The organism is Variovorax sp. GW822-FHT04E09, assembly GCF_058800845.1.
Genome location: NZ_JBXAMR010000007.1, coordinates 68,182 through 87,988 on the forward strand (window position 1 = coordinate 68,182; position 19,807 = coordinate 87,988).

At 68.7% G+C, this 19,807-nt stretch carries 20 protein-coding genes; 3 read left to right on the forward strand and 17 right to left on the reverse strand.

Going from position 1 to position 19,807, the window contains the following annotated elements; genetic code table 11:
* Positions 1-174: 174 nt before the first annotated feature.
* Positions 175-690: a hypothetical protein gene (locus tag AC1RL8_RS24935; RefSeq protein WP_492686549.1), complete on the reverse strand. Its 516-nt coding sequence runs from the start codon at positions 688-690 to the stop codon at positions 175-177.
* Positions 691-900: 210 nt separating this feature from the next.
* Here AC1RL8_RS24935 and AC1RL8_RS24940 point away from each other — a divergent pair, with 210 nt between their 5' ends.
* Complete coding sequence (locus AC1RL8_RS24940) at positions 901-1,302, forward strand: hypothetical protein (protein ID WP_206167807.1); 402 nt, start codon at positions 901-903, stop codon at positions 1,300-1,302.
* On the opposite strand, the gene AC1RL8_RS24945 is transcribed toward AC1RL8_RS24940, so the two are convergent.
* From AC1RL8_RS24945 to AC1RL8_RS24990, 10 genes are read right to left on the reverse strand one after another with little or no spacing between them, the layout of a single operon-like run.
* Positions 1,265-1,984, reverse strand: coding sequence for an EthD domain-containing protein (locus AC1RL8_RS24945; RefSeq protein ID WP_492686548.1), 720 nt, complete (start codon positions 1,982-1,984; stop codon positions 1,265-1,267). The two genes, AC1RL8_RS24940 and AC1RL8_RS24945, sit on opposite strands and share 38 nt — an antisense overlap.
* Positions 1,981-3,165 carry an NADH:flavin oxidoreductase/NADH oxidase gene (locus tag AC1RL8_RS24950; protein ID WP_492686547.1) on the reverse strand — a complete coding sequence of 395 codons (1,185 nt, stop codon included), beginning with the start codon at positions 3,163-3,165 and terminating at the stop codon, positions 1,981-1,983. The genes AC1RL8_RS24945 and AC1RL8_RS24950 overlap by 4 nt, the downstream gene beginning before the upstream one ends.
* A gap of 9 nt (positions 3,166-3,174) precedes the next feature.
* On the reverse strand, positions 3,175-4,098 hold the full coding sequence (locus AC1RL8_RS24955) for a DMT family transporter (RefSeq protein ID WP_492686546.1): 924 nt from the start codon (positions 4,096-4,098) through the stop codon (positions 3,175-3,177).
* A gap of 1 nt (position 4,099) precedes the next feature.
* Positions 4,100-5,068, reverse strand: a complete 969-nt coding sequence (locus AC1RL8_RS24960; protein ID WP_341887071.1) for an MBL fold metallo-hydrolase — start codon at positions 5,066-5,068, stop codon at positions 4,100-4,102.
* A gap of 28 nt (positions 5,069-5,096) precedes the next feature.
* On the reverse strand, positions 5,097-5,807 hold the full coding sequence (locus AC1RL8_RS24965; RefSeq protein WP_095746774.1) for an ABC transporter ATP-binding protein: 711 nt from the start codon (positions 5,805-5,807) through the stop codon (positions 5,097-5,099).
* Between the two features lie 20 nt (positions 5,808-5,827).
* Positions 5,828-7,609, reverse strand: coding sequence for a branched-chain amino acid ABC transporter ATP-binding protein/permease (locus AC1RL8_RS24970; RefSeq protein WP_099792889.1), 1,782 nt, complete (start codon positions 7,607-7,609; stop codon positions 5,828-5,830).
* Positions 7,606-8,529, reverse strand: a complete 924-nt coding sequence (locus AC1RL8_RS24975) for a branched-chain amino acid ABC transporter permease (RefSeq protein ID WP_492686545.1) — start codon at positions 8,527-8,529, stop codon at positions 7,606-7,608. The genes AC1RL8_RS24970 and AC1RL8_RS24975 overlap by 4 nt, the downstream gene beginning before the upstream one ends.
* Before the next feature lie 56 nt (positions 8,530-8,585).
* A complete protein-coding gene (locus AC1RL8_RS24980) occupies positions 8,586-9,785 on the reverse strand; it encodes an ABC transporter substrate-binding protein (RefSeq protein ID WP_492686544.1) in 1,200 nt (399 codons plus the stop codon).
* 60 nt (positions 9,786-9,845) lie between these two features.
* Positions 9,846-10,622, reverse strand: a complete 777-nt coding sequence (locus AC1RL8_RS24985; protein WP_095746777.1) for an SDR family NAD(P)-dependent oxidoreductase — start codon at positions 10,620-10,622, stop codon at positions 9,846-9,848.
* A 33-nt stretch (positions 10,623-10,655) separates the two neighbouring features.
* A complete protein-coding gene (locus tag AC1RL8_RS24990) occupies positions 10,656-12,410 on the reverse strand; it encodes an FAD-dependent oxidoreductase (protein ID WP_492686543.1) in 1,755 nt (584 codons plus the stop codon).
* A gap of 191 nt (positions 12,411-12,601) precedes the next feature.
* On the opposite strand from AC1RL8_RS24990, the gene AC1RL8_RS24995 reads away from it, so the two are divergent.
* Complete coding sequence (locus tag AC1RL8_RS24995; RefSeq protein ID WP_070062752.1) at positions 12,602-13,399, forward strand: IclR family transcriptional regulator; 798 nt, start codon at positions 12,602-12,604, stop codon at positions 13,397-13,399.
* Between the two features lie 295 nt (positions 13,400-13,694).
* Here AC1RL8_RS24995 and AC1RL8_RS25000 read toward each other — a convergent pair whose 3' ends face one another.
* From AC1RL8_RS25000 to AC1RL8_RS25025, 6 genes are read right to left on the reverse strand one after another with little or no spacing between them, the layout of a single operon-like run.
* On the reverse strand, positions 13,695-14,441 hold the full coding sequence (locus tag AC1RL8_RS25000; RefSeq protein ID WP_492686542.1) for a lysophospholipid acyltransferase family protein: 747 nt from the start codon (positions 14,439-14,441) through the stop codon (positions 13,695-13,697).
* 59 nt (positions 14,442-14,500) lie between these two features.
* Positions 14,501-15,784 carry a dihydroorotase gene (locus AC1RL8_RS25005; RefSeq protein WP_492686541.1) on the reverse strand — a complete coding sequence of 428 codons (1,284 nt, stop codon included), beginning with the start codon at positions 15,782-15,784 and terminating at the stop codon, positions 14,501-14,503.
* Entirely contained in the window at positions 15,781-16,743 is a 963-nt protein-coding gene (locus tag AC1RL8_RS25010) for an aspartate carbamoyltransferase catalytic subunit (RefSeq protein WP_056577783.1), read from the reverse strand. The genes AC1RL8_RS25005 and AC1RL8_RS25010 overlap by 4 nt, the downstream gene beginning before the upstream one ends.
* A complete protein-coding gene (gene pyrR, locus AC1RL8_RS25015; RefSeq protein ID WP_492686540.1) occupies positions 16,743-17,240 on the reverse strand; it encodes a bifunctional pyr operon transcriptional regulator/uracil phosphoribosyltransferase PyrR in 498 nt (165 codons plus the stop codon). The genes AC1RL8_RS25010 and pyrR overlap by 1 nt, the downstream gene beginning before the upstream one ends.
* Positions 17,237-17,689 (reverse strand): Holliday junction resolvase RuvX, encoded by a 453-nt coding sequence (ruvX, locus tag AC1RL8_RS25020; protein WP_070062755.1) that lies wholly within the window; start codon positions 17,687-17,689, stop codon positions 17,237-17,239. The genes pyrR and ruvX overlap by 4 nt, the downstream gene beginning before the upstream one ends.
* Entirely contained in the window at positions 17,686-18,285 is a 600-nt protein-coding gene (locus AC1RL8_RS25025; RefSeq protein ID WP_095948042.1) for a YqgE/AlgH family protein, read from the reverse strand. The genes ruvX and AC1RL8_RS25025 overlap by 4 nt, the downstream gene beginning before the upstream one ends.
* Between AC1RL8_RS25025 and AC1RL8_RS25030 the strand changes: the two genes are divergently transcribed.
* On the forward strand, positions 18,286-19,788 hold the full coding sequence (locus AC1RL8_RS25030) for a cryptochrome/photolyase family protein (protein ID WP_492686539.1): 1,503 nt from the start codon (positions 18,286-18,288) through the stop codon (positions 19,786-19,788).
* Positions 19,789-19,807: the final 19 nt, after the last annotated feature.

Here is a 19,807-nt window from a genome sequence, read left to right on the forward strand (position 1 = left end):
CTGTTGACCGCAGCGTCTGCCTCGCAGCCGCCAAAACTCGGACGAACCCTAGATGCACACACGTCTCGTGCATCGCTCGCTTCAACACTCAGGAAGCGCAACCTTGCGTCAGTGTCTGGCCTGCCGGCCATCCGAGGCAAATAGCGCGCACTGAATCGAACACCGCCGCCCCGTCTACTTGAACGGCGGCGGCACCCGAACCTGCTGCCGCTCCTCCGGCGTGATGAACTTTGCGCAGGTCGGCAGTGCGCTGATGACGCGCCGCTGCGGCTTCATTGAAACGAGTTGCGCGTTCTCCTCTTCCCGATAGAGGTTCACCCCGCAGGCTTCGTACGCGATGCCCTGCTTGCTCTCGATGTCGCGGCGCGCCTCGAAGCGTTCGCGCAGGTTTCGGAACGACTGCCCGACGATCCGGTAGCGCTTGCCTTCCTCGGGCAGGAACGAAAACGAAATCCGGCACGCGGCACGGCCGTGGTACTCGATGAGCGCCTCTTCCCCCGCGCGGATGAACATCGCGCCCTTGAGTTCGGTGCGTCCGCGGTAGCAGCCCTCTGCATTGAGGTTGTTGATGACCACGTCGTCCTTCGACTCGACGGTGACCTGCGCCCGGCTTTCCTGCTCGGTCGGCAAACGGTACGGTGTTTCACAGGCGCTCAGTACTGCAGCGGCGGCGATGGCGAATGCGTACAAGCGAAATGCTCTGGATGACATGGTGCGGCGCTCCCCTGGTCTTGTTGTGGTGCCGCACGATGCTAAGGCAGCGGCACGTCGCGTACGCCCCGCCTCGCGCACGGACGCGATTTCAATCGACGACCCGACGGCGCGCCGGACTACTTTTGGATGCACCGCGTAACGGCATGCTGTCCTTCGTAGCAAGAGACAAGCAACAGGGGGCAAGCGATGAACAAGACCGAGGCCTTGGCGGCCATGGTGGAAGTGGCACGGATCGGGCGCGGCATGACGCCCGCCGATGCACTCACGCAGCTGGGCGAGCTGATCGCGCAGGAGTCTCCGGACGATCCGGCGCATGACGTGAAGGTCGAGAAGCTGCTGCGCCTCGGCGCCTGCATCTGGTCATTGCGGCGCGGGGTGTTCCTGCCCGAGCCGCCCGGGCGCAGCGACGAAGCGGAGGCTGCGCCGGTGCCGCGACCCCGCGAGATCGCGCCCATCGGCACAGTGCCCGCGCGTGCATCGCATCCTGTCTCGCACCACCCGGTGATCCCGGCCCTGAGCACCTCGGTGCACTACGGGCTCGCGTCGGCCTTCACACCACCCGAAACTCCTCCACCACAAAGGCCGTGATCTCCGCCAGGAAGGTCTTGGCGTGCGCCATGGTGCGCTGGCCTTCGGGCGAGGCGAACGCGGCGTTCAGCGTGTCGGTGTTCTCGAACCACAGTTCCACGATGCCGTCGATCGGCAGCTCGGCGTAGCCGCAGGGCGTGCCCTTCTCGAACTCGCGCGCGACCACCACGTTCTGGCGGTAGCCGGCCACGCCGGGCATGCGGCGCACGTGGTCGGCGTGCACCTTCCATTCGCGGCGGAAGTCTTCTTCCGACTGCGCGACCGGGCGGCGCAGGGTCGAGATGCGCTTGAGCATCGCCGGCCCCGCCGACGATGCGGGCGACGGTGGCGCGATGACCTCGGTCTGCTCGACCGTCACGATGTGCAGCCCGCCCAGGAAGTGGCGCTCGTCGGCGCGGATCTCTGCAGCCTGCTCACCCGTGTTGAAGGCCGCATCGGCCTGTGCCGCCGCATCGAACTGCAGCTGCGAGAAGCCGTCGAAGTCCCACGGTCCGCGCGCGAAGTCGATGCCGCGCTGCAGGCGGTCGGTCACGCGGTTCTGGCGGTAGGCGCGCAGCGTGGGCAGCCGCGCGACGAGCGGGCCGTGGCGTTCGCGCCAGTGGCGGCTGAAGGCCTCGTCGGTCCAGCCGGGCTGCTTGCGGATCAGGCCCATGCGCAGGGTCGTCGTCGTGGGTTCGGTCATCGGTCGGTCTCCTTGTGGGGTTGCGCGTTCTGCGCTTCGGCGCGCGCACGCGCCAGGCCGGGCGCACGTTTGGCGAGCCACACGCCGTGGCGCACGGGCCAGCGCTGGTACTGCGGGTCGGCGCCGAGCGCGGCGGCCGCGTGATGCGGCCAGTAAGGGTCGAACAGGGCTTCGCGGCCGAGCGCGACGAGGTCGGCCTGCCCGGCGGCGAGCACGGCCTCGGCCTGTTGCGCGTCGACGATCATTCCGACGGCTTGCGTGACGACGTCGGCCTCGCGCCGGATGCGTTCAGAGAACGGCACCTGGAAGCCCAAGCCGCGCGGCACGGGCAGTGCGCGCGTCTCTTCGGTGAGGCCGCCGGACGAGCAATCGATCACGTCGACGCCGCAGCGCTTCAGCTCGCGCGCGAGCACCACCGAGTCGTCGAGGCTCCAGCCGTCGAGCGTGCCGTCCACGGCCGAGAGGCGGCAGAACAGCGGCTTGCCGGCGGGCCATGCGGCGCGCACGCGCTGCGCGATTTCGAGTGCGAGCGACATGCGGTTCTCGCGGCTGCCGCCGAGCGCGTCGTCGCGGTGGTTGGCATTGGGCGACAGGAAGCTCGCCACCAGGTAGCCGTGGCCGAAGTGCAGCTCGACCACGTCGAAGCCGGCCTGGTCGGCGCGCACGGTGGCATCGACGAAACGCTGCACGACCTTGGCCATGTCCTGCGCATCGAGCGCGCGCGGCGCCGACCAGCCGGGGCCGGCCGCGAGCGCGCTGGGGCCCAGGCGCTCCCAGGGTTCGTCGTCGGCCGCCATGCGCGCCGGGTCGATGGCCGCCCCGCCCTCCCACAGCGGCTCGCTGCCGGCCTTGCGGCCCGCATGCGCGAGCTGCACGCCGATGGCGCTGCCTTGCGCGTGGACGAAATCGACCACGGCCTTCAATGGCGCGATCTGGCTGTCGTTCCACAGGCCGAGGTCGGCGGTGCCGATGCGTCCGCGCGGATCGACGGCGGTGCTCTCGGTGAGGATCAGGCCCGCGCCGCCGAGCGCGAACTTGCCCAGGTGCACCAGGTGCCACGGCGTGGCATGGCCGCGCTCGGCGGCGTGCTGGCACATGGGCGAGATGACGATGCGGTTGGCGAGCGTGAGCTCGCGCAGCTGCAAAGGCTGGAACAGCAGGGGAAGAGATGAATCAGGCATGTGAAGAAATCAAGGGGCCGGCGCAGCCACGGGCCGCGTGCCGAGCCAGGTGCCGCTCATCACCGCGGCAAAGCCGAACAGGTGCCACCACGTGAGCACCTCGCCCAGCAGCAGCGCCGCGAACAGCACGCCGAACACCGGCACCCAGTAGAGAAAGACGGCCGTGCGCGCCACGCCGATGACGGAGATCGCACGGTTCCAGATGAGGTTGCCCGCGGCGGTGGCCGCGATGCCCGAGAACAGCACCAGCGCCCACGGCCACAGGCCGGGAAAGAGCTGCGCCGCACCGAGCCGCGACGGCCCGAGCAGCGTGTGCACCACGAGCATGAACGTGCCGATGAGGTAGATGACCCAGCTGATCGACAGCGGATCGATCTGCCGCGCCAGCCGCTGCACGCCCACGCCGCCGACCGCGAAGCTCACCACCGACAGCGCGAGCATCAGGTCGCCGACGCCGGCGCTCGACAGCCCCGCGCCCGGGTGGCTCAGCACCACCGCCGCCACGCCCGCGAAGCCCAGCGCCACGCCCACCATGCGGCGCGCCGTGAAGCGTTCGCCGAAGACCAGCGCGGCCATCAGCGCCGACACCAGCGGGCTCAGCGCCATGATGAGTGCGCCGTTGGTGGCGGTGGAGCGCAGCAGCCCCTGCGCGAACAGGATCTGGTTGCCGTAGACCATGAGAAAGGCGCAGCCCGCCATCACCGCGAGCTGCCGCGCCGTGAGCCGGGGCACGCCGCCGCGCCGCCACAGCACGATGGCGCTGAGCGCGATGCACGCCACGCCCATGCGCAATGCCGCCAGCGGCAGCGTCTCGAAGGAGCCGGTGAGCGCCTTCACGGCCGAGACGTTCACGCCCCACACCAGCATCGCGAGCAGCATCCAGCCCTGCACGGACGCGGGCGTGGCGCCGTGCGAAGGCGCGGGTTGGTTCACCTCAGCTCTCGAGGGCGTTCCACATTTCGATGTCGCGCTCCGCGGTCCAGATGCGCGGGTGCACATGGCCGGTGGCTTCGTCGTAGGCACGCGTCACGTCGAAGGGCATGCAGTGGTCGAAGATCACCCAGTGGCCGTAGGTCGGGCGCAGCGCGGCCACGGTTTCCTTGTAGATCACGTTGAGCGACTTGCCCTCGGCCACGCCGTTGTTCACCAGCGTGTAGACGTCGGAGATGAAGGCGCGCGTGGAGGCGATGGCCTTGCGCACGTCGGCGGCGTTTTCCAGTGCGGCACCGCGGCCGGGCACCAGCTTCTCGAAGCCGAAGCCGGCCAGGCGGTCCAGCGTGGTGGGCCAGTCGCGGAAGTAGCAGTCGCCCGCGTAGGCGGTGCTCTGGTACTCGACGAGGTCGCCGGCGAAGCAGATCTTCTGGTCTTCGAGGTAGGCGATGGTGTCGCCCTTGGTGTGACCGCGGCCGACCTGCGCGATCTTCACCTCGAGCTTCTTGCCCAGCCACACGCTCATGGTGCCGTCGAAGGTCATGGTGGGCCAGGTGAGGCCAGCAGGCACCGACTCGACGTTGCGGAACAGGCGCGGGAAGCGGCCGATCTCGCTGGCCTTGTCCTGCTCGCCGCGCTCGACGATCAGGTCGTAGGTGTCGCGGCTGGCAATGATCTGCTCGGCGCCTTCCTTGAAGTACGCCGACGCGCCCAGCACGCGCACCGCGTGGTAGTGGCTCAGCAGCACGTACTTGATGGGCAGCGGCGTGACTTCGCGGATGCGACGGATCACGTCCTGCGCCATCGCGGGCGTGGCCTGGGTGTCGACCACCATCACGGCCTCGTCGCCGATGAAGACGCCGGTGTTGGGGTCGCCCTCGGCGGTGTAGGCGTAGGCGTTCTCCGAGAGGCGGGTGAACGAGACCTTCTTTTCTTCGAGGTCGGCCTGGCTGGCGAATTTCTTGGTGGTCATGAGTGGTCCTTTGAAGTGAGAGGAAAAGTCAGTGCGTGCCGAGATAGGCGGACTTCACCTTGGGGTTGTCGAGCAGCTCGCGGCCGGAGCCTTCGAGCGTGATGCAGCCGGTTTCGAGCACGTAGGCGCGGTCGGCCACGCCCAGCGCCTGCTTGGCCATCTGTTCCACCAGCAGGATCGTGAGACCCGAGCTGCGCAGCTGGCGGATGGCGTCGAAGATGTCCTTGATGATGAGCGGCGCCAGGCCCAGCGAGGGCTCGTCGAGCAGCAGCAGGCGCGGCTCGCTCATGAGCGCGCGCGCAATCGCGAGCATCTGCTGCTCGCCGCCCGACAGCGTGCCGGACAGTTGATGCGCGCGTTCCTTCAAGCGCGGAAAGCGTGCGAACTCGCGTTCGATGGCGCGCTCCACGAAGGCCTTGTCGTTGCGGCGCGAGTAGGCGCCCAGCATCAGGTTCTCGCGCACGGTCTGGTCGGGGAACACGCCGCGCCCCTCGGGCGACAGCGCCACGCCCAGGCCCACGCGCTGGTGCGCGGGCACGTGCGTGCAGTCCTTGCCGTCGATGAGCACGCGGCCTTCGGCCACGGGCTCCAGCCCGACGATGCTCTTGAGCAGCGTGCTCTTGCCGGCGCCGTTGGCGCCGATGATGGTGACGACCTCGCCCGCGCGCACTTCCAGGCTCACGCCCTTGACGGCCTCGATGGCGCCGTACGAGACCTTCACCGATTCGATTTTCAACATGATGGTTTCGGTCCTCTGGCTCAGGCGGGCACGGCGGCCATGTCTTCTTCGTCGTCCACGCCCAGGTAGGCCTCGACCACGCGCGGGTTCGACTGCACCTCGGCGGGCTTGCCTTCGGCGATCTTCACGCCGTAGTCGAGCACGATCACGTGGTCGGAAATCGACATCACCAGGTCCATGTGGTGCTCCACCATCAGGATGGACACGCCGCACTTTCCGATGCGCACCAGCAGTTCGCCGAGCTCGGCGGTCTCCTGCGGGTTGAGGCCGGCGGCGGGCTCGTCGAGCAGCAGAAGCTGCGGCTCGGTGGCCAGCGCACGCGCCAGTTCCACGCGGCGCTGCAGGCCGTAGGGCAGGCTGCCGGCGGGCCAGTGCGCCAGGTGACCCAGGCCCACGAGATCGAGCAACTGCAGCGCGCGGTCGCGCGTGGCGCGCTCCTGCTTGCCGGCCGTGGGCCAGGCCACGAGCGACGACAGGAAGCCGTTGCTCATGCGGCTGTGCCGCCCGAGCATCACGTTGTCGAGCACCGAGAGGTCGGCGAACAGGCGCAGGTTCTGGAAGGTGCGGCCCATGCCCAGGCAGCAGATGGTGTGCGCCGGCTGGCCCACGATGTTGCGGCCCAGGAAGCGGATCACGCCCGCGTCGGGTTCGACCACGCCGGTGAGCATGTTGATCATGGTGCTCTTGCCGGCGCCGTTCGGGCCGATGAGCGCATGGATGTGGCCGCGCTGCAGGCGGAACGACACGTCCTGCGCCGGCTTCACGCCGCCATACGACTTGGTCACGCCCTGCACCACCAGCAGCTCGCCTTCGCCGCCGGGACCGATCTGGCCCGGCACGCCGTTGCCGGCCGCCCCTTCGCCGCGGTGGCGCGACTTCAGGAACCACTTGTTGAACAGGCCCACCACGCCGCCCGGCATCACGTACAGCGCGAACAGCAGCAGGAAGCCGTACAGGAAGTGCTGCGCCGAGGGCCAGCGCGCGAGCAGCGCGTCGGTCGCCGTGAGCAGCACCGCGCCCACGATGGGGCCGTACATCGAGCCCGCGCCGCCGAACAGCACCAAGAGCAGGATGAAGATCGACAGGTGGAAGGTGATGAAGTCGGAGTTGATGTACTGGTTCTGCTGCGCCACGAGCGCGCCCGCGATGCCGCAGGTGACGGCCGCGACCACGAAGGCCATGACCTTGGCGCGGTACACGCGCACGCCCACCGACGACGAGGCGATCTCGTCCGCCTGCAGCGACAGCAGCGCACGGCCGAAGCGGCCCTGCAGCAGGTTGCGCAGCAGCAGGTGCAGCGCGGCGCTGAGCACGATGCCCAGGATCACCCATTGCACGCTGCTCAGCGGCTGGCCGTTCCAGGTCAGCGGGCGGATGCCGTAGATGCCCTGCGCGCCGCCGAACACGTCGGTCCATTCGCCCACGAGCTTCTCGACCACGATGCCGAAGGCCAGCGTGACCATCGCGAGGTAGGGGCCCTTCACGCGCAGCGAAGGCAGCGCGATGAGCACGCCGCACACGCCGGAGACGACAGCCGCGATCACCAGCGCGAGCCACGGGCTCAGCTCGGTGCGCGAGGTGATGAGCGCGACCGCGTAGGCGCCGGCCGCGAACAGGCCGGCCTGGCCCAGCGATTTCTGTCCTGCATAGCCGACCAGCACGTTCATGCCGGCGGCGCACAGGTAGTAGACGCACATCATGAAGGCGATGCGCAGGTAGTAGTCGTTGCCGGACAGCGAGACGAGGCCGCACAGCACGGCCGCCACCAGCACCACGGCGGCGGGATGGGCGAGGCGCTTCATACCTTCTCCACCGTCGAGCGGCCGAACAGGCCCGTGGGCCGGAAGGCCAGCACCAGGATCACGAGCGCGAACACCGCGACCTCGCGCCACTGCGCCTGCCAGAGGTTCACCATCGACTCGAGCACGCCCAGCAGGAAGCCGCCGATGACGCAGCCGCGCGGGTTGCTCAGGCCGCCGATCATGGCGCCCGAGAAGCCCTTGAGCCCCACGGTCAGCCCCATGAACAGCGAGGCCTGCGCGATGGGCGCGAGCAGAAAGCCCGACAGCCCCGCCAGCGCCGAGCTGACGACGAAGGCGCCGATCATCATGGCGTTGGTGTTGATGCCCATGAGGCTCGCCACGTTGCCGTTCTGCGCCACGGCGCGCATGGCCTTGCCGATCATGGTGCGGTTCATCACGCGGTCGAAGCCGATCATCACGACCACGGCCACGCCCAGCGTGAGCAGTTCCTGCGGGCGCACGCCCACGCCGAACATGCGGATCACGGTGTCGCCCGCGGGCGCGGGCACCACCACGGGCTTCGGGCCCCAGATGGCCAGGCCCACGCTCTGCAGGATGACGCCGAAACCCAGCGTGCTCATGACCCAGGCCATGCCGGGGCGGCCCGCGAACGGGCGCACGCCGAGCACGTAGAGCAGCCAGCCCAGGAGGCCCATCACGCCGAGCGCGGCGACCAGCGCGAACAGCTGCGCGCCCGCGCCGGGCACGGCATCGCCGAAGGTGGTGGAACTGAGCGGCTTGCCCAGCACGAGGAACAGCGCGCTCATGCCGATGAACGCGCCGGCCGAGACGAACTCGCCGTGCGAGAAGTTCAGCGTCTTGGTCGTCGTGAACGTGATGCTGAATCCGAGCGCCACCAGCGCATAGGCACCGCCGACGGCGAGCCCGCTGATGAGCGCCTGCAGGAGCGCTTCAACCATGGTGTGTATCTCCGTTGCGGAACGAGGCGGTGCCCCGTTCCTTTTGTCTCAGACGTTTATTGCTTGAAGTCGGCCGGCTTGAGCGCACCGATCAGCGCGTCGCTGTAGGGCAGCAGCTTGCCGTCCTTCCAGCGGATCCAGACCAGGTCCTTGGCCGTGAGGGCTTCGTGGTTGGTCTTGCTGAAGGGCTTCTCGTAGGTCTTGAGCACGCCCTGCACCGGCGCCTTCAGGTCTTCGAGCGCGGCACGCACGGCCGCGCCGTCGGTGCTGTTGGCCTGCTTCATGGCCTGGGCCAGCAGCAGCACCGAGTCGTAGCCGTGCAGCGCGAACGAGAACGAGCCCGGTGCCTTCAGCTTGCTGCCGATGCGGTCGAACAGCTTCTGCTGCACGGGCGTGCGCGTCTCGCTCACGGTGCGCATGAAGATCGGCTTCTCGGCCAGCGCCTTGCCGGCCGCGTCGTAGAAGGTGATGTTGTCGGCCGCCCACGAGGTGAGCGTCAGCGGGAAGTAGTTGATCTTCTCCATGCTGCGCACCAACTGCGCGATGGGCGTGCCCTGCGCCCACACCACGACGGTGTCGACGTTGGCGGCCTTCATCTTGCTCAGCTGCGAGGTCATGTCGGTGTCGCCGACGCCGAAGCGCTCGGTGGCCGCGATCTTGATGTCCTGCAGCTTGGCGATTTCTTCCATGTCCTTCAGGCCGCCCTGGCCGTAGCCGGTGGTCTCGGCCATGAGGCCCACGACCTTGGAGCCGGCCGTGTTGCGCTTCACGTAGGCCATGAGCGCGGCGACCTGTTCGCGGTCGACCATCGAGACGCGGAACATGTAGTTGTCGGCGCCGGCGCTCATCGGCTTGGTGATGTCGGTGCCCGAACCCACGTTGCCCAGCACGGGGATCTTCTTCTGGTTGGCGATGTGCTTCCAGGCCATCGCGTTGCCCGAGTTGGTGGGGCCGAACACGGCGACGACCTTCTCGTTGTCGACCAGGTCGCTCATGTTCTGGATCGACTTCGGCGGTGCCGAGACGTCGTCGCGCGTGACCAGCGTGAACTTCCGTCCGAGCGCGCCGCCGGCGGCGTTCAGGTCGGCAATGGCCGCTTCCATGCCCAGCACCGCGGCCTGGCCGCTCTGTGCCGAGGGCGAAGCCGAGAGGTCGCCGTTGTAGCCGAGCTTGATGTCTTGCGCATACGCGCCTGCCGAGAACGCAGCGAAGGCAGCGGTCGCGAGCAGGGTCTTGTACAGACGGATCGTTTTCATTCTTTGTCTCCTAAGGGTTGACGGACGGGGAACGGGAAATCGAAAAGGAAGAGGCGTGGCTCAGACAGCGAGGAAGCCGCCGTCCACCGGCAGCGTGATGCCGGTGACGTAGCGCGACATGTCGCTGGCCAGGAAGATCACCGGGCCCACCAGGTCTTCGGTCTGGCCGACGCGGCCCAGCGGGATGCGCGTCATGAACGACTCGAGGCGCTGCGGGTTCTCGCGCGTGGCGGCGGTCATGGGCGTCTCGATCACGCCGGGTGCCAGTGCGTTCACGCGCACGCCGGCCGGTGCGAGCTCCTGCGCCAGCGACTGCGTGAGCATCTTGATGGCGCCCTTCGAGGGCGAGTAGCCCAGGCTCGCGGCCTGCCCCGCGTAGGCGGCGATGGAGGCGATGTTGATGATCGAGCCCTTCGTCTGCTTGAGCACGGGGATGAAGGCCAGCGTGGTGTTGAAGGTGCCGTGCACGTTCACGTCGATGGTCTTCTTCCAGTTGGCCGCGGCGTTCGGGCTGCTGGTGGTCTCGCGGATGATGATGCCGGCGTTGTTCACCAGCAGGTCGACGTTGCCGACCTCTTGCGCCACGCGCGCGGCCAGCGCCTGGCAGGCCTCGGGCGCGGTGACGTCGAGCACGAACGACCAGGCCTCGCCGCCTTCGGCGCGCACCAGTTGCGCGGTCTCGGCCACGGTGGCTTCGTTCATGTCGGTGACGACGACGCGCGCGCCCGCCTGGGCCAGGCCGAGCGCGAGCGCGCGGCCGTTGCCCTGGCCGGCGCCGGTGATCAGCGCGAGACGGCCTTCGAGCAGGCGCGGTGCGACGTGAGGAGGAAAGGGCATGGTCGGCTCCTTGGGTTGACTATCGGAACGGGGTCAGGCGCCGCGCGGCACGGCCACGGCTTCGCGCTGCTCGACGTGCAGGGGCACGGCGACCTCGGCCTGCGCGACCTGCAGGCCCGCGACATAGCCGAAGGTGAGCGCCGGGCCGAGCGTGATGCCCGCGCCGGGGTAGTTGCCGCCCATCACGCTGGCCGCGTCGTTGCCGACGGCGTACAGGCCCTTGATCGGCTGGCGGTCGGCGTCGAGCACGCGCGTCTTCTCGTCGGTGACGAGGCCGGCGAAGGTGCCGATGTCGCCGATGACCAGCTTGATCGCGTAGTACGGCCCGTTGTCCAGCGGCGCGACGCAGGGGTTCGGCGTGACGTTGGCGTCGCCCTGGTAGCGGTTGTAGGCCTTGCTGCCCTTGCCGAAGGCGGGGTCGTCGCCGGTGCGCGCACCCTGGTTGAACTCCTGCACGGTGGCTTCGAGCGCGGCGGGGGCGATGCCGATTTCCTTCGCCAGTTCGCCGATGCTCGCGCCGCGCTTCAGATAGCCGGTCTTCAGGTGGCGGCCGATGGGCAGCGGCGCGGGCGCGACGCAGCCCAGGCCGTAGTCGCGCAGTGCCTTGTGGTCGCACAGCAGCCAGGCCGTGACCTCGGGCTCGCCCTCGCAGGCCTTGACCATCGCCTGCACGAAGTCGTGGTACGAGTTGCCTTCGTTGGCGAAGCGCTTGCCCTTGGGCGTGACCGCGATCACGCCGGGCTTGGCGCGGTCGATGAAGTGCGGCATGACACCCTTGCTGCCGTCGGGCCGCGTGGTGACCGACGCCGGCACCCAGGCCGCAGCGTGCGGGATGGTGCCGTCGACGCGGCCGCCCACGGCTTCGGCCAGGCGCAGGCCGTCGCCGGTGTTCGTGGAAGGCGACGGCGAGTAGTGCTCCTTGCCGGTCGGTGCGTGCGGGAACAGCTGCTTGCGGCGCTCCACGTCGTAGGGGAAGCCGCCGCAGGCCAGCACCACACCGCGCCTGGCGGTGATGCGCACCGTCTTGCCTTCGTGCTGCACCACGGCGCCCGAGACGCCGTCGTACTCGACCACGAGCTTCTTCACGGGCGACGAAAGCCACACGGGAATGTCCAGGTCCATCGCGGCCTTGGCCAGCCGGCCGGCCAGCGCGTTGCCGTTGGTCAGCGTCATGCCGCGACCGTGGCGCACCACGTCCAGGAAGTGTCGGGTCAGGCGCTTGGTCACGTACCAGAACGAGGTCGGCGACTTGAAGGCCCGCATGAAGTGTTTGATCTCGGGGCCCGAGCCCAACATCATCCCGAACACCGTGAGCTCGGGCAGCGGCGGTGCCAGGTGCTTGATGCGCGCACCGAGCTCGCGGCCGTCGAACGGGCGCGTGACCATCGAGCGGCCGCCGGGCTGGCCGCCGGGCGCTTCGGCGTGGTAGTCGGGGAAGACGGCCGGCATGTCGAACTGCACGCAGGTGTTGCGCGTGAAGAAGTCGATGGCCTTGGGGCCCATGTCGAGGAAGGCGCCGACGCGCGCCGCATCGAAGTGCGTCGTGGTCTCGTGCTTCATGTAGTCGAGCGCCGCACCGGGCGGCTCATGGATGCCCTGCTCCGTGGCCAGGCGCGTGCCCGGAATCCACAGCCAGCCGCCCGAGCGCGCGGTGGTGCCGCCGAAGCGCGGCTCTTTCTCGACCACCAGCACCTTCAAACCCTGCGACGCCGCCGTGACGGCGGTGGCCATGCCCGATGCGCCGCTGCCGACGACGAGGACATCGCATTCCCACGTGTTCTGTTCCATCTCTGCCTCTGTTCGCTCTCGTGTTGTGTGTACGACTTAAGTTGCGGCGGAGTGTAGGCAGCGATGTTGATATGGTCAAGTCGTTTAGTTACTATCAGATGATCAGTCATCGTCGATTGAACACGACAATATCAGTAGAAACCCTGATGGCTATACTCGCTCCCACTCTCAACCCCCACGCCGGGCGCCCCATGGAAAAGCCAAGACGTGGCATTCAATCCGTCGAAATCGGAACGCAATTGCTGGTCGCGCTCGGCCGGCACGTGGCGCCCATGGCGCTGCGCGATCTCGGCAAGGCCGCCGGCGTGCCGGTCGGCAAGGCGCACCCCTACCTGGTGAGTTTTCTGAAGGTCGGCTTCGTGGTGCAGGACGGCACCGGCCGCTACGAGCTGGGCCCGCTGGCCCTGCAGCTGGGCCTGGCCAAGCTGCAGCGGCTCGACCCGATCAAGGAAGCCTCGCCGCTCATCGAGGCGCTCGCGTCCGAGACCGAACAGAGCATCGCGGTCGCGGTCTGGGGCAACTTCGGGCCGACCGTGGTGCGGCTGGAAGAACCGATCCACCCGCTGCACGTGAACCTGCGCACCGGCACCGTGATGTCGCTGGCCTACACGGCCACGGGCCGGCTGTTCGCGGCCTACCTGCCGCCGAAGGTGGTGGAAAAAATGATGCTCGAAGACCTGGCGCGCACGCGCCCGGCCGACGGGCGCGGCGCCAGCGAAGAGCTGTCGAAGTCGCAGATCGAGGCGCTCCTGGTCGAGACGCGGTTGCACGGCATCTCGCGCACGCTGGGCCAGCCGATTCCGGGCATCGACGCCTTCTGCGCGCCGGTGTTCGACTCGACCAACAACCTGGTGCTGGGCATCACGGCCATGGGCCCCGAGGCCACCTTCGACAGCGACTGGAACGGCCGCGTGGCCGTGCCGCTGAAGGCCTGCGCGCTGGAAATCTCGCGCCGCCTGGGCTTCGTGCCCACCGACGAAGCGGGCTGAACCGCCGGCCCGTGCCGTGTAGGCAGGCGCTCACGCGCTTGGTTTGCCTTATCCCGCACGCGCGGGCCGCAGACGCGGCCACCGTAGAGGCCTACCTACCTCACGGAGACCGGTCATGAAAAGCATCATCCTTTGGCTCTGCGGCGTCCCGCTGATCGTGATCATCGGGCTGAAGGTGTTCGGCATTCTCTGACCGGCCACGCGCCACGACGAACGATCCCGCTTCCTCCTCACGGCGCTTCTTGCGTCGTTACAGCGCCCCTCCCGGGGCGCTTTTTTTTGCGGATCGATCCGGTCAGTACGTGTCGCGGCGCAGCTGCTGCACGTCTTCATGCAGCGAATGCGCCCAGCTGCGGCGTTCGCGGCTGTACGAAGGCTGCGGCTCGCCGAAGCGCACGATGGCCAAGAGCGGCGGCGCGCGCAGCGTGTTCCACACCGAGGCCAGCAGGCTGTCGTCGTCGATGTAGCGCGGCGCCTGGCTGGTTTCGCCGGTGGCGGCATCGGCAAAGCGAAGCGCGGCCGGGATCACCGGCGCGCCCGAGGAAATCGCAGCCTGCAGCAGGTTGGCGTGGAACGGCAGCAGCCCGCGCCCGTCGCTCGTGGTGCCTTCGGGGAACACGCCGATCAGGTCGCCGCCGCGCAGCGCCTCGGTCATGTGGTGCACCACGCGCATGGCGTCGCGCCGGCGTTCGCGCTCGATGTAGAGCGTGCCCGAGCCGGTGGAGAGCGTGCCGATCACCGGCCACTGCTTGACGTCCGACTTCGACACGAAGCGCACATGGCGCGCCGCATGGATGGCGGTGATGTCGAGCCACGAGAGGTGGTTGCAGATGAGCAGCGCCGGCCCGTGCGCAGGCGGCTCGCCCTGCACGCGCAGCGTGACGCCCATGATCTGCAGCATGCGCTGCGACCAGGCCTGCACGCGCGCGTTGCGCTCGTCCTGCGGCAGGCGGGGGAAGGTGAAGCGGATCGTCCACCAGCCCGACAGCGCATGCGAGGCCGCATGCAGCAGGCGCCAGCCGGCCTTCAACGAGTGCAGCATCTGGACGCGGGCCCTCTTCTTCTTTTTTGACGGCGTGCCGTGTGGCGGGCGGCTGTCGCTCAGCCGTGCACGACGCGACCGGCCACCAGCGTGTGGCGCGCGCGCCCTTGCATCGGGTAGCTGGAGAACGGCGTGTGCTTGCCCTGGCTGCGCAGCGCCTCGGGCACCACCTGCCATTCGAGCGACGGATCGGCGATGCACAGGTCGGCCACGCCGCCCTCGGCGATGCGGCCGATGCCGCTGGCCGCGTCGGCCGCGTTCAGCAGGCGCGCCGGCGCCGAGGTGACCACCTCGATGGCGCGCGACAGGCCCGCGCCGCTGCGCTCGCCCCACTGCAGCGCGAGCGGCAGCAGCAGTTCGAGGCCGGTGGCGCCGGGTTCGGCTTCGGCAAAAGGCAGGGTCTTGGCGTCGGCCTCGACCGGCGTGTGGTCGGACACCAGCGCGTCGATGGTGCCGTCGGCCAGCGCGGCCGAGAGCGCGTCGCGGTCGCCCTGCTGGCGCAGCGGCGGGTTCAGGCGCGCGCGGCTGTCGAAGAAGCCGATGTCGGTGTCGGCCAGGTGCAGCGAGTTGATGCTGACGTCGCACGTGATCGGCAGGCCCTGCGCCTTGGCCTCGCGCACCAGCGCCACGCCGCGAGCGCTGGAGATGCGGCACAGGTGCACGCGCGCGCCGGTGCTCTTCATGAGCTCGATGATGGTGAAGATGGCGATGGTCTCGGCCGCCACCGGCACGCCGCCCAGGCCCAGGCGCGTGGCGAGCGCGCCGCTGGCGGCCACGCCCTTGCCCAGGTCGCGGTCCTGCGGACGCAGCCACACGGTGTAGCCGAAGGTGCTGGCGTACGACAGCGCGCGCTGCAGCACCTGCGTGTCGGCCAGCGGCACGTCGGCCTGGCCGAAGCCGATGCAGCCGGCCTCGGTGAGCTCGGCCATCTCGGTGAGCACGCCGCCGGCCAGGTTGCGCGTGAGCGCGCCGAGCGGGAACAGGCGCGCGCACTGCAGCTTTTCGGCGCGGAACTTGAGCATCTCGACCAGGCCGGGCTCGTCGAGCACGGGGTCGGTGTCGGGCGGGCACACGAGGCTGGTCACGCCGCCCGCGATGGCCGCGGCCATTTCGCTTTCGAGCATGCCTTCGTGCTCGTAGCCGGGCTCGCGCAGGCGCGCGGCGAGGTCGACGAGGCCGGGGGTGACGATGCAGCCCGTGGCGTCGAGGGTGCGCTCGGGCTTGAAGCCCGCCGGTGCGCGTCCGATGCCGGCGATCTTGCCGTCGGCGATGGCGATGTCGATTTGTTTGTCGGTGCTCGAGGCGGGGTCGACCACGCGGCCGTTGGTGATGAGGATGTTCATGCTTCGTTCCCTGCCACGATGCTCATCACGGCCATGCGGACCGCGATGCCGAAGGTGACCTGCGGAAGGATCACGCTCTGCTTGCCGTCGACCACGGCGGAGTCGATCTCCACGCCGCGGTTGATCGGGCCCGGGTGCATCACGATGGCGTCGGGCTTGGCCAGCTGCAGCTTTTCCTGCGTGAGGCCGAAGGTCTTGAAGAACTCCTGCGACGAGGGCAGCAGCGCGCCGCTCATGCGCTCGTTCTGCAGGCGCAGCATGATGACGACGTCGCAGTCCTTGATGCCTTCTTCGAGCGTGTGGCACACGCGCACGCCCATGCCGGCCATGTCGGCGGGCACCAGCGTCTTGGGGCCGACCACGCGCACTTCGGCGCAGCCCAGCGTGGTGAGCGCGTGGATGTCGGAGCGCGCCACGCGCGAGTGCAGCACGTCGCCGACGATCGCGACCGTGAGGTTCGAGAAGTCTTTCTTGTAGTGGCGGATCGTGTACATGTCGAGCAGCCCCTGCGTCGGGTGCGCGTGGCGGCCGTCGCCGGCGTTCACCACGTGCACGTGCGGCGCGACGTGCTGCGCGATCAGGTACGGCGCGCCCGACTCGCTGTGGCGCACCACGAACAGGTCGGCGGCCATGGCGCTCAGGTTGGCGATGGTGTCCAGCAGCGACTCGCCCTTGGTGGCCGAGGAGCGCGCGATGTCCAGGTTGATGACGTCGGCCGACAGGCGCTTGGCCGCGATCTCGAAGGTGGTGCGCGTGCGCGTGCTGTTCTCGAAGAACAGGTTGAACACGCTCTTGCCGCGCAAGAGCGGCACCTTCTTCACCTCGCGGTCGCTCACGCTCGTGAAGTTGGCGGCCGTGTCGAGGATGTGCGTGACGATGTCCTTGGGCAGGCCCTCGATCGACAGCAGGTGGATCAGCTCGCCGTTCTTGTTGAGCTGCGGGTTTCGCTTGTAGAGCATTACTTGTTGTCCTCCACCTTGAGGCTGAAGGCGCCGTCGTCGGCGCGCGCGAGAGCGAGCAATTGGGTGTCGGGCAGCTTGAGCGTCGTTGCCGCGAAGTCGGCGGCCACGGGCAGTTCGCGGCCACCGCGATCGACCAGCACGGCGAGCCGCACACAGGCGGGGCGGCCGAAGTCGAACAGCTCGTTGAGCACCGCGCGGATCGTGCGGCCGGTGTAGAGCACGTCGTCGAGCAGCAGCACGTCGGCGCCGTTCACGTCGAAGGGCAGCGCGGTCTGCGCGCTGGCCGAGAGGCCGCGGCGCGCGAAGTCGTCGCGGTGCATGGCCGACGAGATCACGCCGGGAGCACCGGCCAGGCCCAGGTCTTTTTGCAGGCGCTCGACCAGCCAGGCGCCGCCGGAGGTGATGCCCACCAGTTTCGTCTCGGGGCGCATCAGCGCCTTCGCGCCGGACAGCAGCGTCGTGTAGAGCGCTTCGGCATCGGGGATTGAACTCACGGGAGACTCCTCAAAAACTGTTCCAGGATGATGCAGGCGGAGGCGGCGTCGGCATCGCGGGCGCCGGACGACAAGGCCTCGGTGGTGCTGTAGCGCTCGTCCACCTCGAACACCTGGAGATTGAAACGGCCGCGCAGCTGGCGCGCGAACTTCTGCGCACGGCGGGTGTTCTCGTGCGGGGCGCCGTCCGGGTGGTAGGGCACGCCGACCACCAGGGCGTCGGGCTGCCATTCCTTGATGCGCGCCTCGACCTGGGCAAAACGGGCATCGGCCCCCTCGGCCTTGATGGTGGCCTGCGGGGTCGCCGTGCGCAGCAGCCGGTTGCCGCTGGCCACGCCGGTGCGCTTGGCGCCGAAGTCGAAGGCCAGGAAGCTCTGGAAATGCGCGGGAACGGCGGCGGGGACTGGAACAGGGGCGGATGCAGGCGCGTCGGACATGACGTCGCTCATGCGTGACCCGCGTCGGGAGACAAGGTCCAGGCTTCGAGCCCCAGCAGCATCAACGCCTTGTCGTACCGCTTTTCCACCGGCGTATCGAAGATCACGGCCGGGTCGGCCAGCACGGTGAGCCAGCTGTTCTCGGCCAGTTCGGACTCCAGCTGGCCCTCGCCCCAGGCCGAATAGCCCAGCGAGACCAGCACCTTGCGCGGGCCGGCGCCGGTGGCCAGGGCCTCCAGCACGTCCTTGGAGGTGGTCATTTCGAGCCCGCCGGGGATGGTCATGGTCGAGGCGTAGACCGATTCCTCGGGCTTCTCGGCCTGGGTGAACACCGGCTCGTGCAGCACGAAGCCGCGCTCGGTCTGCACCGGGCCGCCCTGGAAAACGGGCGCGTCGCCCAGTTCGGGGCGGGCCAGATGCAGCTCGATCTTCTCGAACAGCACCTTGAGGTTGATGTCGCTGGGTTTGTTGATCACCAGCCCGAGCGCACCGCGCTCGCTGTGTTCGCAGAGGTAAACGACGCTGCGGTTGAAAGTTTTGTCTTCCATCCCCGGCATCGCGATCAGAAAGTGATGCGTCAGGTTCATCGGGGCAGAATCGGCAGCCATATGCCCCCGATTTTACTGGCCGTCGATAAGACCTATCCCAAAGGGCTCATGTGGTTTCGCCGGGACCTCCGGGTGGACGACAACGCAGCGCTGTACCGGGCGCTGCGGGCCTGCCGGCAGGTGGTGTGCATTTTCGTGTTCGACCGGGCAATCCTGGACGCCCTGCCCCGGGCGGACCGGCGGGTCGAATTCATCCGCGAATCGCTGGTGGAGCTCGAAGCCGAGCTGCGCGGCCTGGGCAGCGGGCTGATCGTGCGGCACGCGGTGGCCGCCGAAGAGATTCCGGCGCTGGCCCACACGCTCGACGTGCAGGCGGTGTTCGCCAACCGCGACGACGAACCCGACGCCCTGGCGCGCGACGCCCGCGTGCTCGGCGCGCTGGCCAATACGGGCATCAGCTTCCACACCTTCAAGGACAGCACCGTCTTCGACCGCGACGAGGTCATGACCAAGGCCGGCCTGCCCTACACGGTGTTCACGCCGTACAAGCGGGCCTGGCTGGCGAAGGTGGATTCGTTCTTCCTGAAGTCGTACCCCGTGCGCAGCCACGCCGACGCGCTCGCCCCGCCACCGCCGGCCCTGAACGGGCCGGTGCCCACGCTGGGCGAGATCGGCTTTGAAAGCACCAACCTCCAGACGCTGGAGATTCCCACCGGCACGCGCGGCGCGGGCGCGCTGTTCGAAGACTTTTTCGAGCGCATCGACCGCTACGACGAGGCGCGCAACTTCCCGGCCGTGCGCGGGCCCAGCTACATGGGCGTGCACCTGCGCTTCGGCACGGTGTCGATCCGGCAACTGGCCAGCGTGGCGCACCAGCTGGCGCTGCAGGGCAACACCGGCGCCGCGACCTGGCTCAGCGAGCTGGTCTGGCGCGACTTCTACTTCCAGATCCTGGCGCACTTCCCGCACGTGCACGCGAACGGCGAATCGAAGAGCTTCCGCCCCGAGTACGACAAGATCGCCTGGCACCACGGCAAGCACGCCGACCAGCTGTTCGACGCCTGGTGCGAGGGCCGCACCGGCTACCCGCTGGTCGATGCCGCGATGCTGCAGATCCGCCAGAGCGGCTACATGCACAACCGGCTGCGCATGGTGGTGGCGAGCTTCCTGTGCAAGGACCTGGGGCTGGACTGGCGGCGCGGCGAGCGCTACTTCGCGCTGCACCTGAACGACTTCGAGCTGGCCTCGAACAACGGCGGCTGGCAATGGGCCAGTTCGACCGGCTGCGACGCCCAGCCCTACTTCCGCATCTTCAACCCGGTGACGCAGAGCGAACGCTTCGACCCCGAGGGCAAGTTCATCCGCCGCTACCTGCCGCAGCTCGCGGGGCTGTCGAACGTGGCGATCCATGCGCCGTGGATGGCCTCGCCGGTCGAGCTGGAGGCGGCAGGCGTCAGGCTGGGCGAGAACTACCCGAAGCCCGTGGTGGACCACGCCGAGGCGCGGGAGAAGACCATGCAGCGCTATGCGGCGGCGCGGGCCAAGGCGCTGCAAAAGCCGTAAGCCAAGAAAAAAGGGCCCC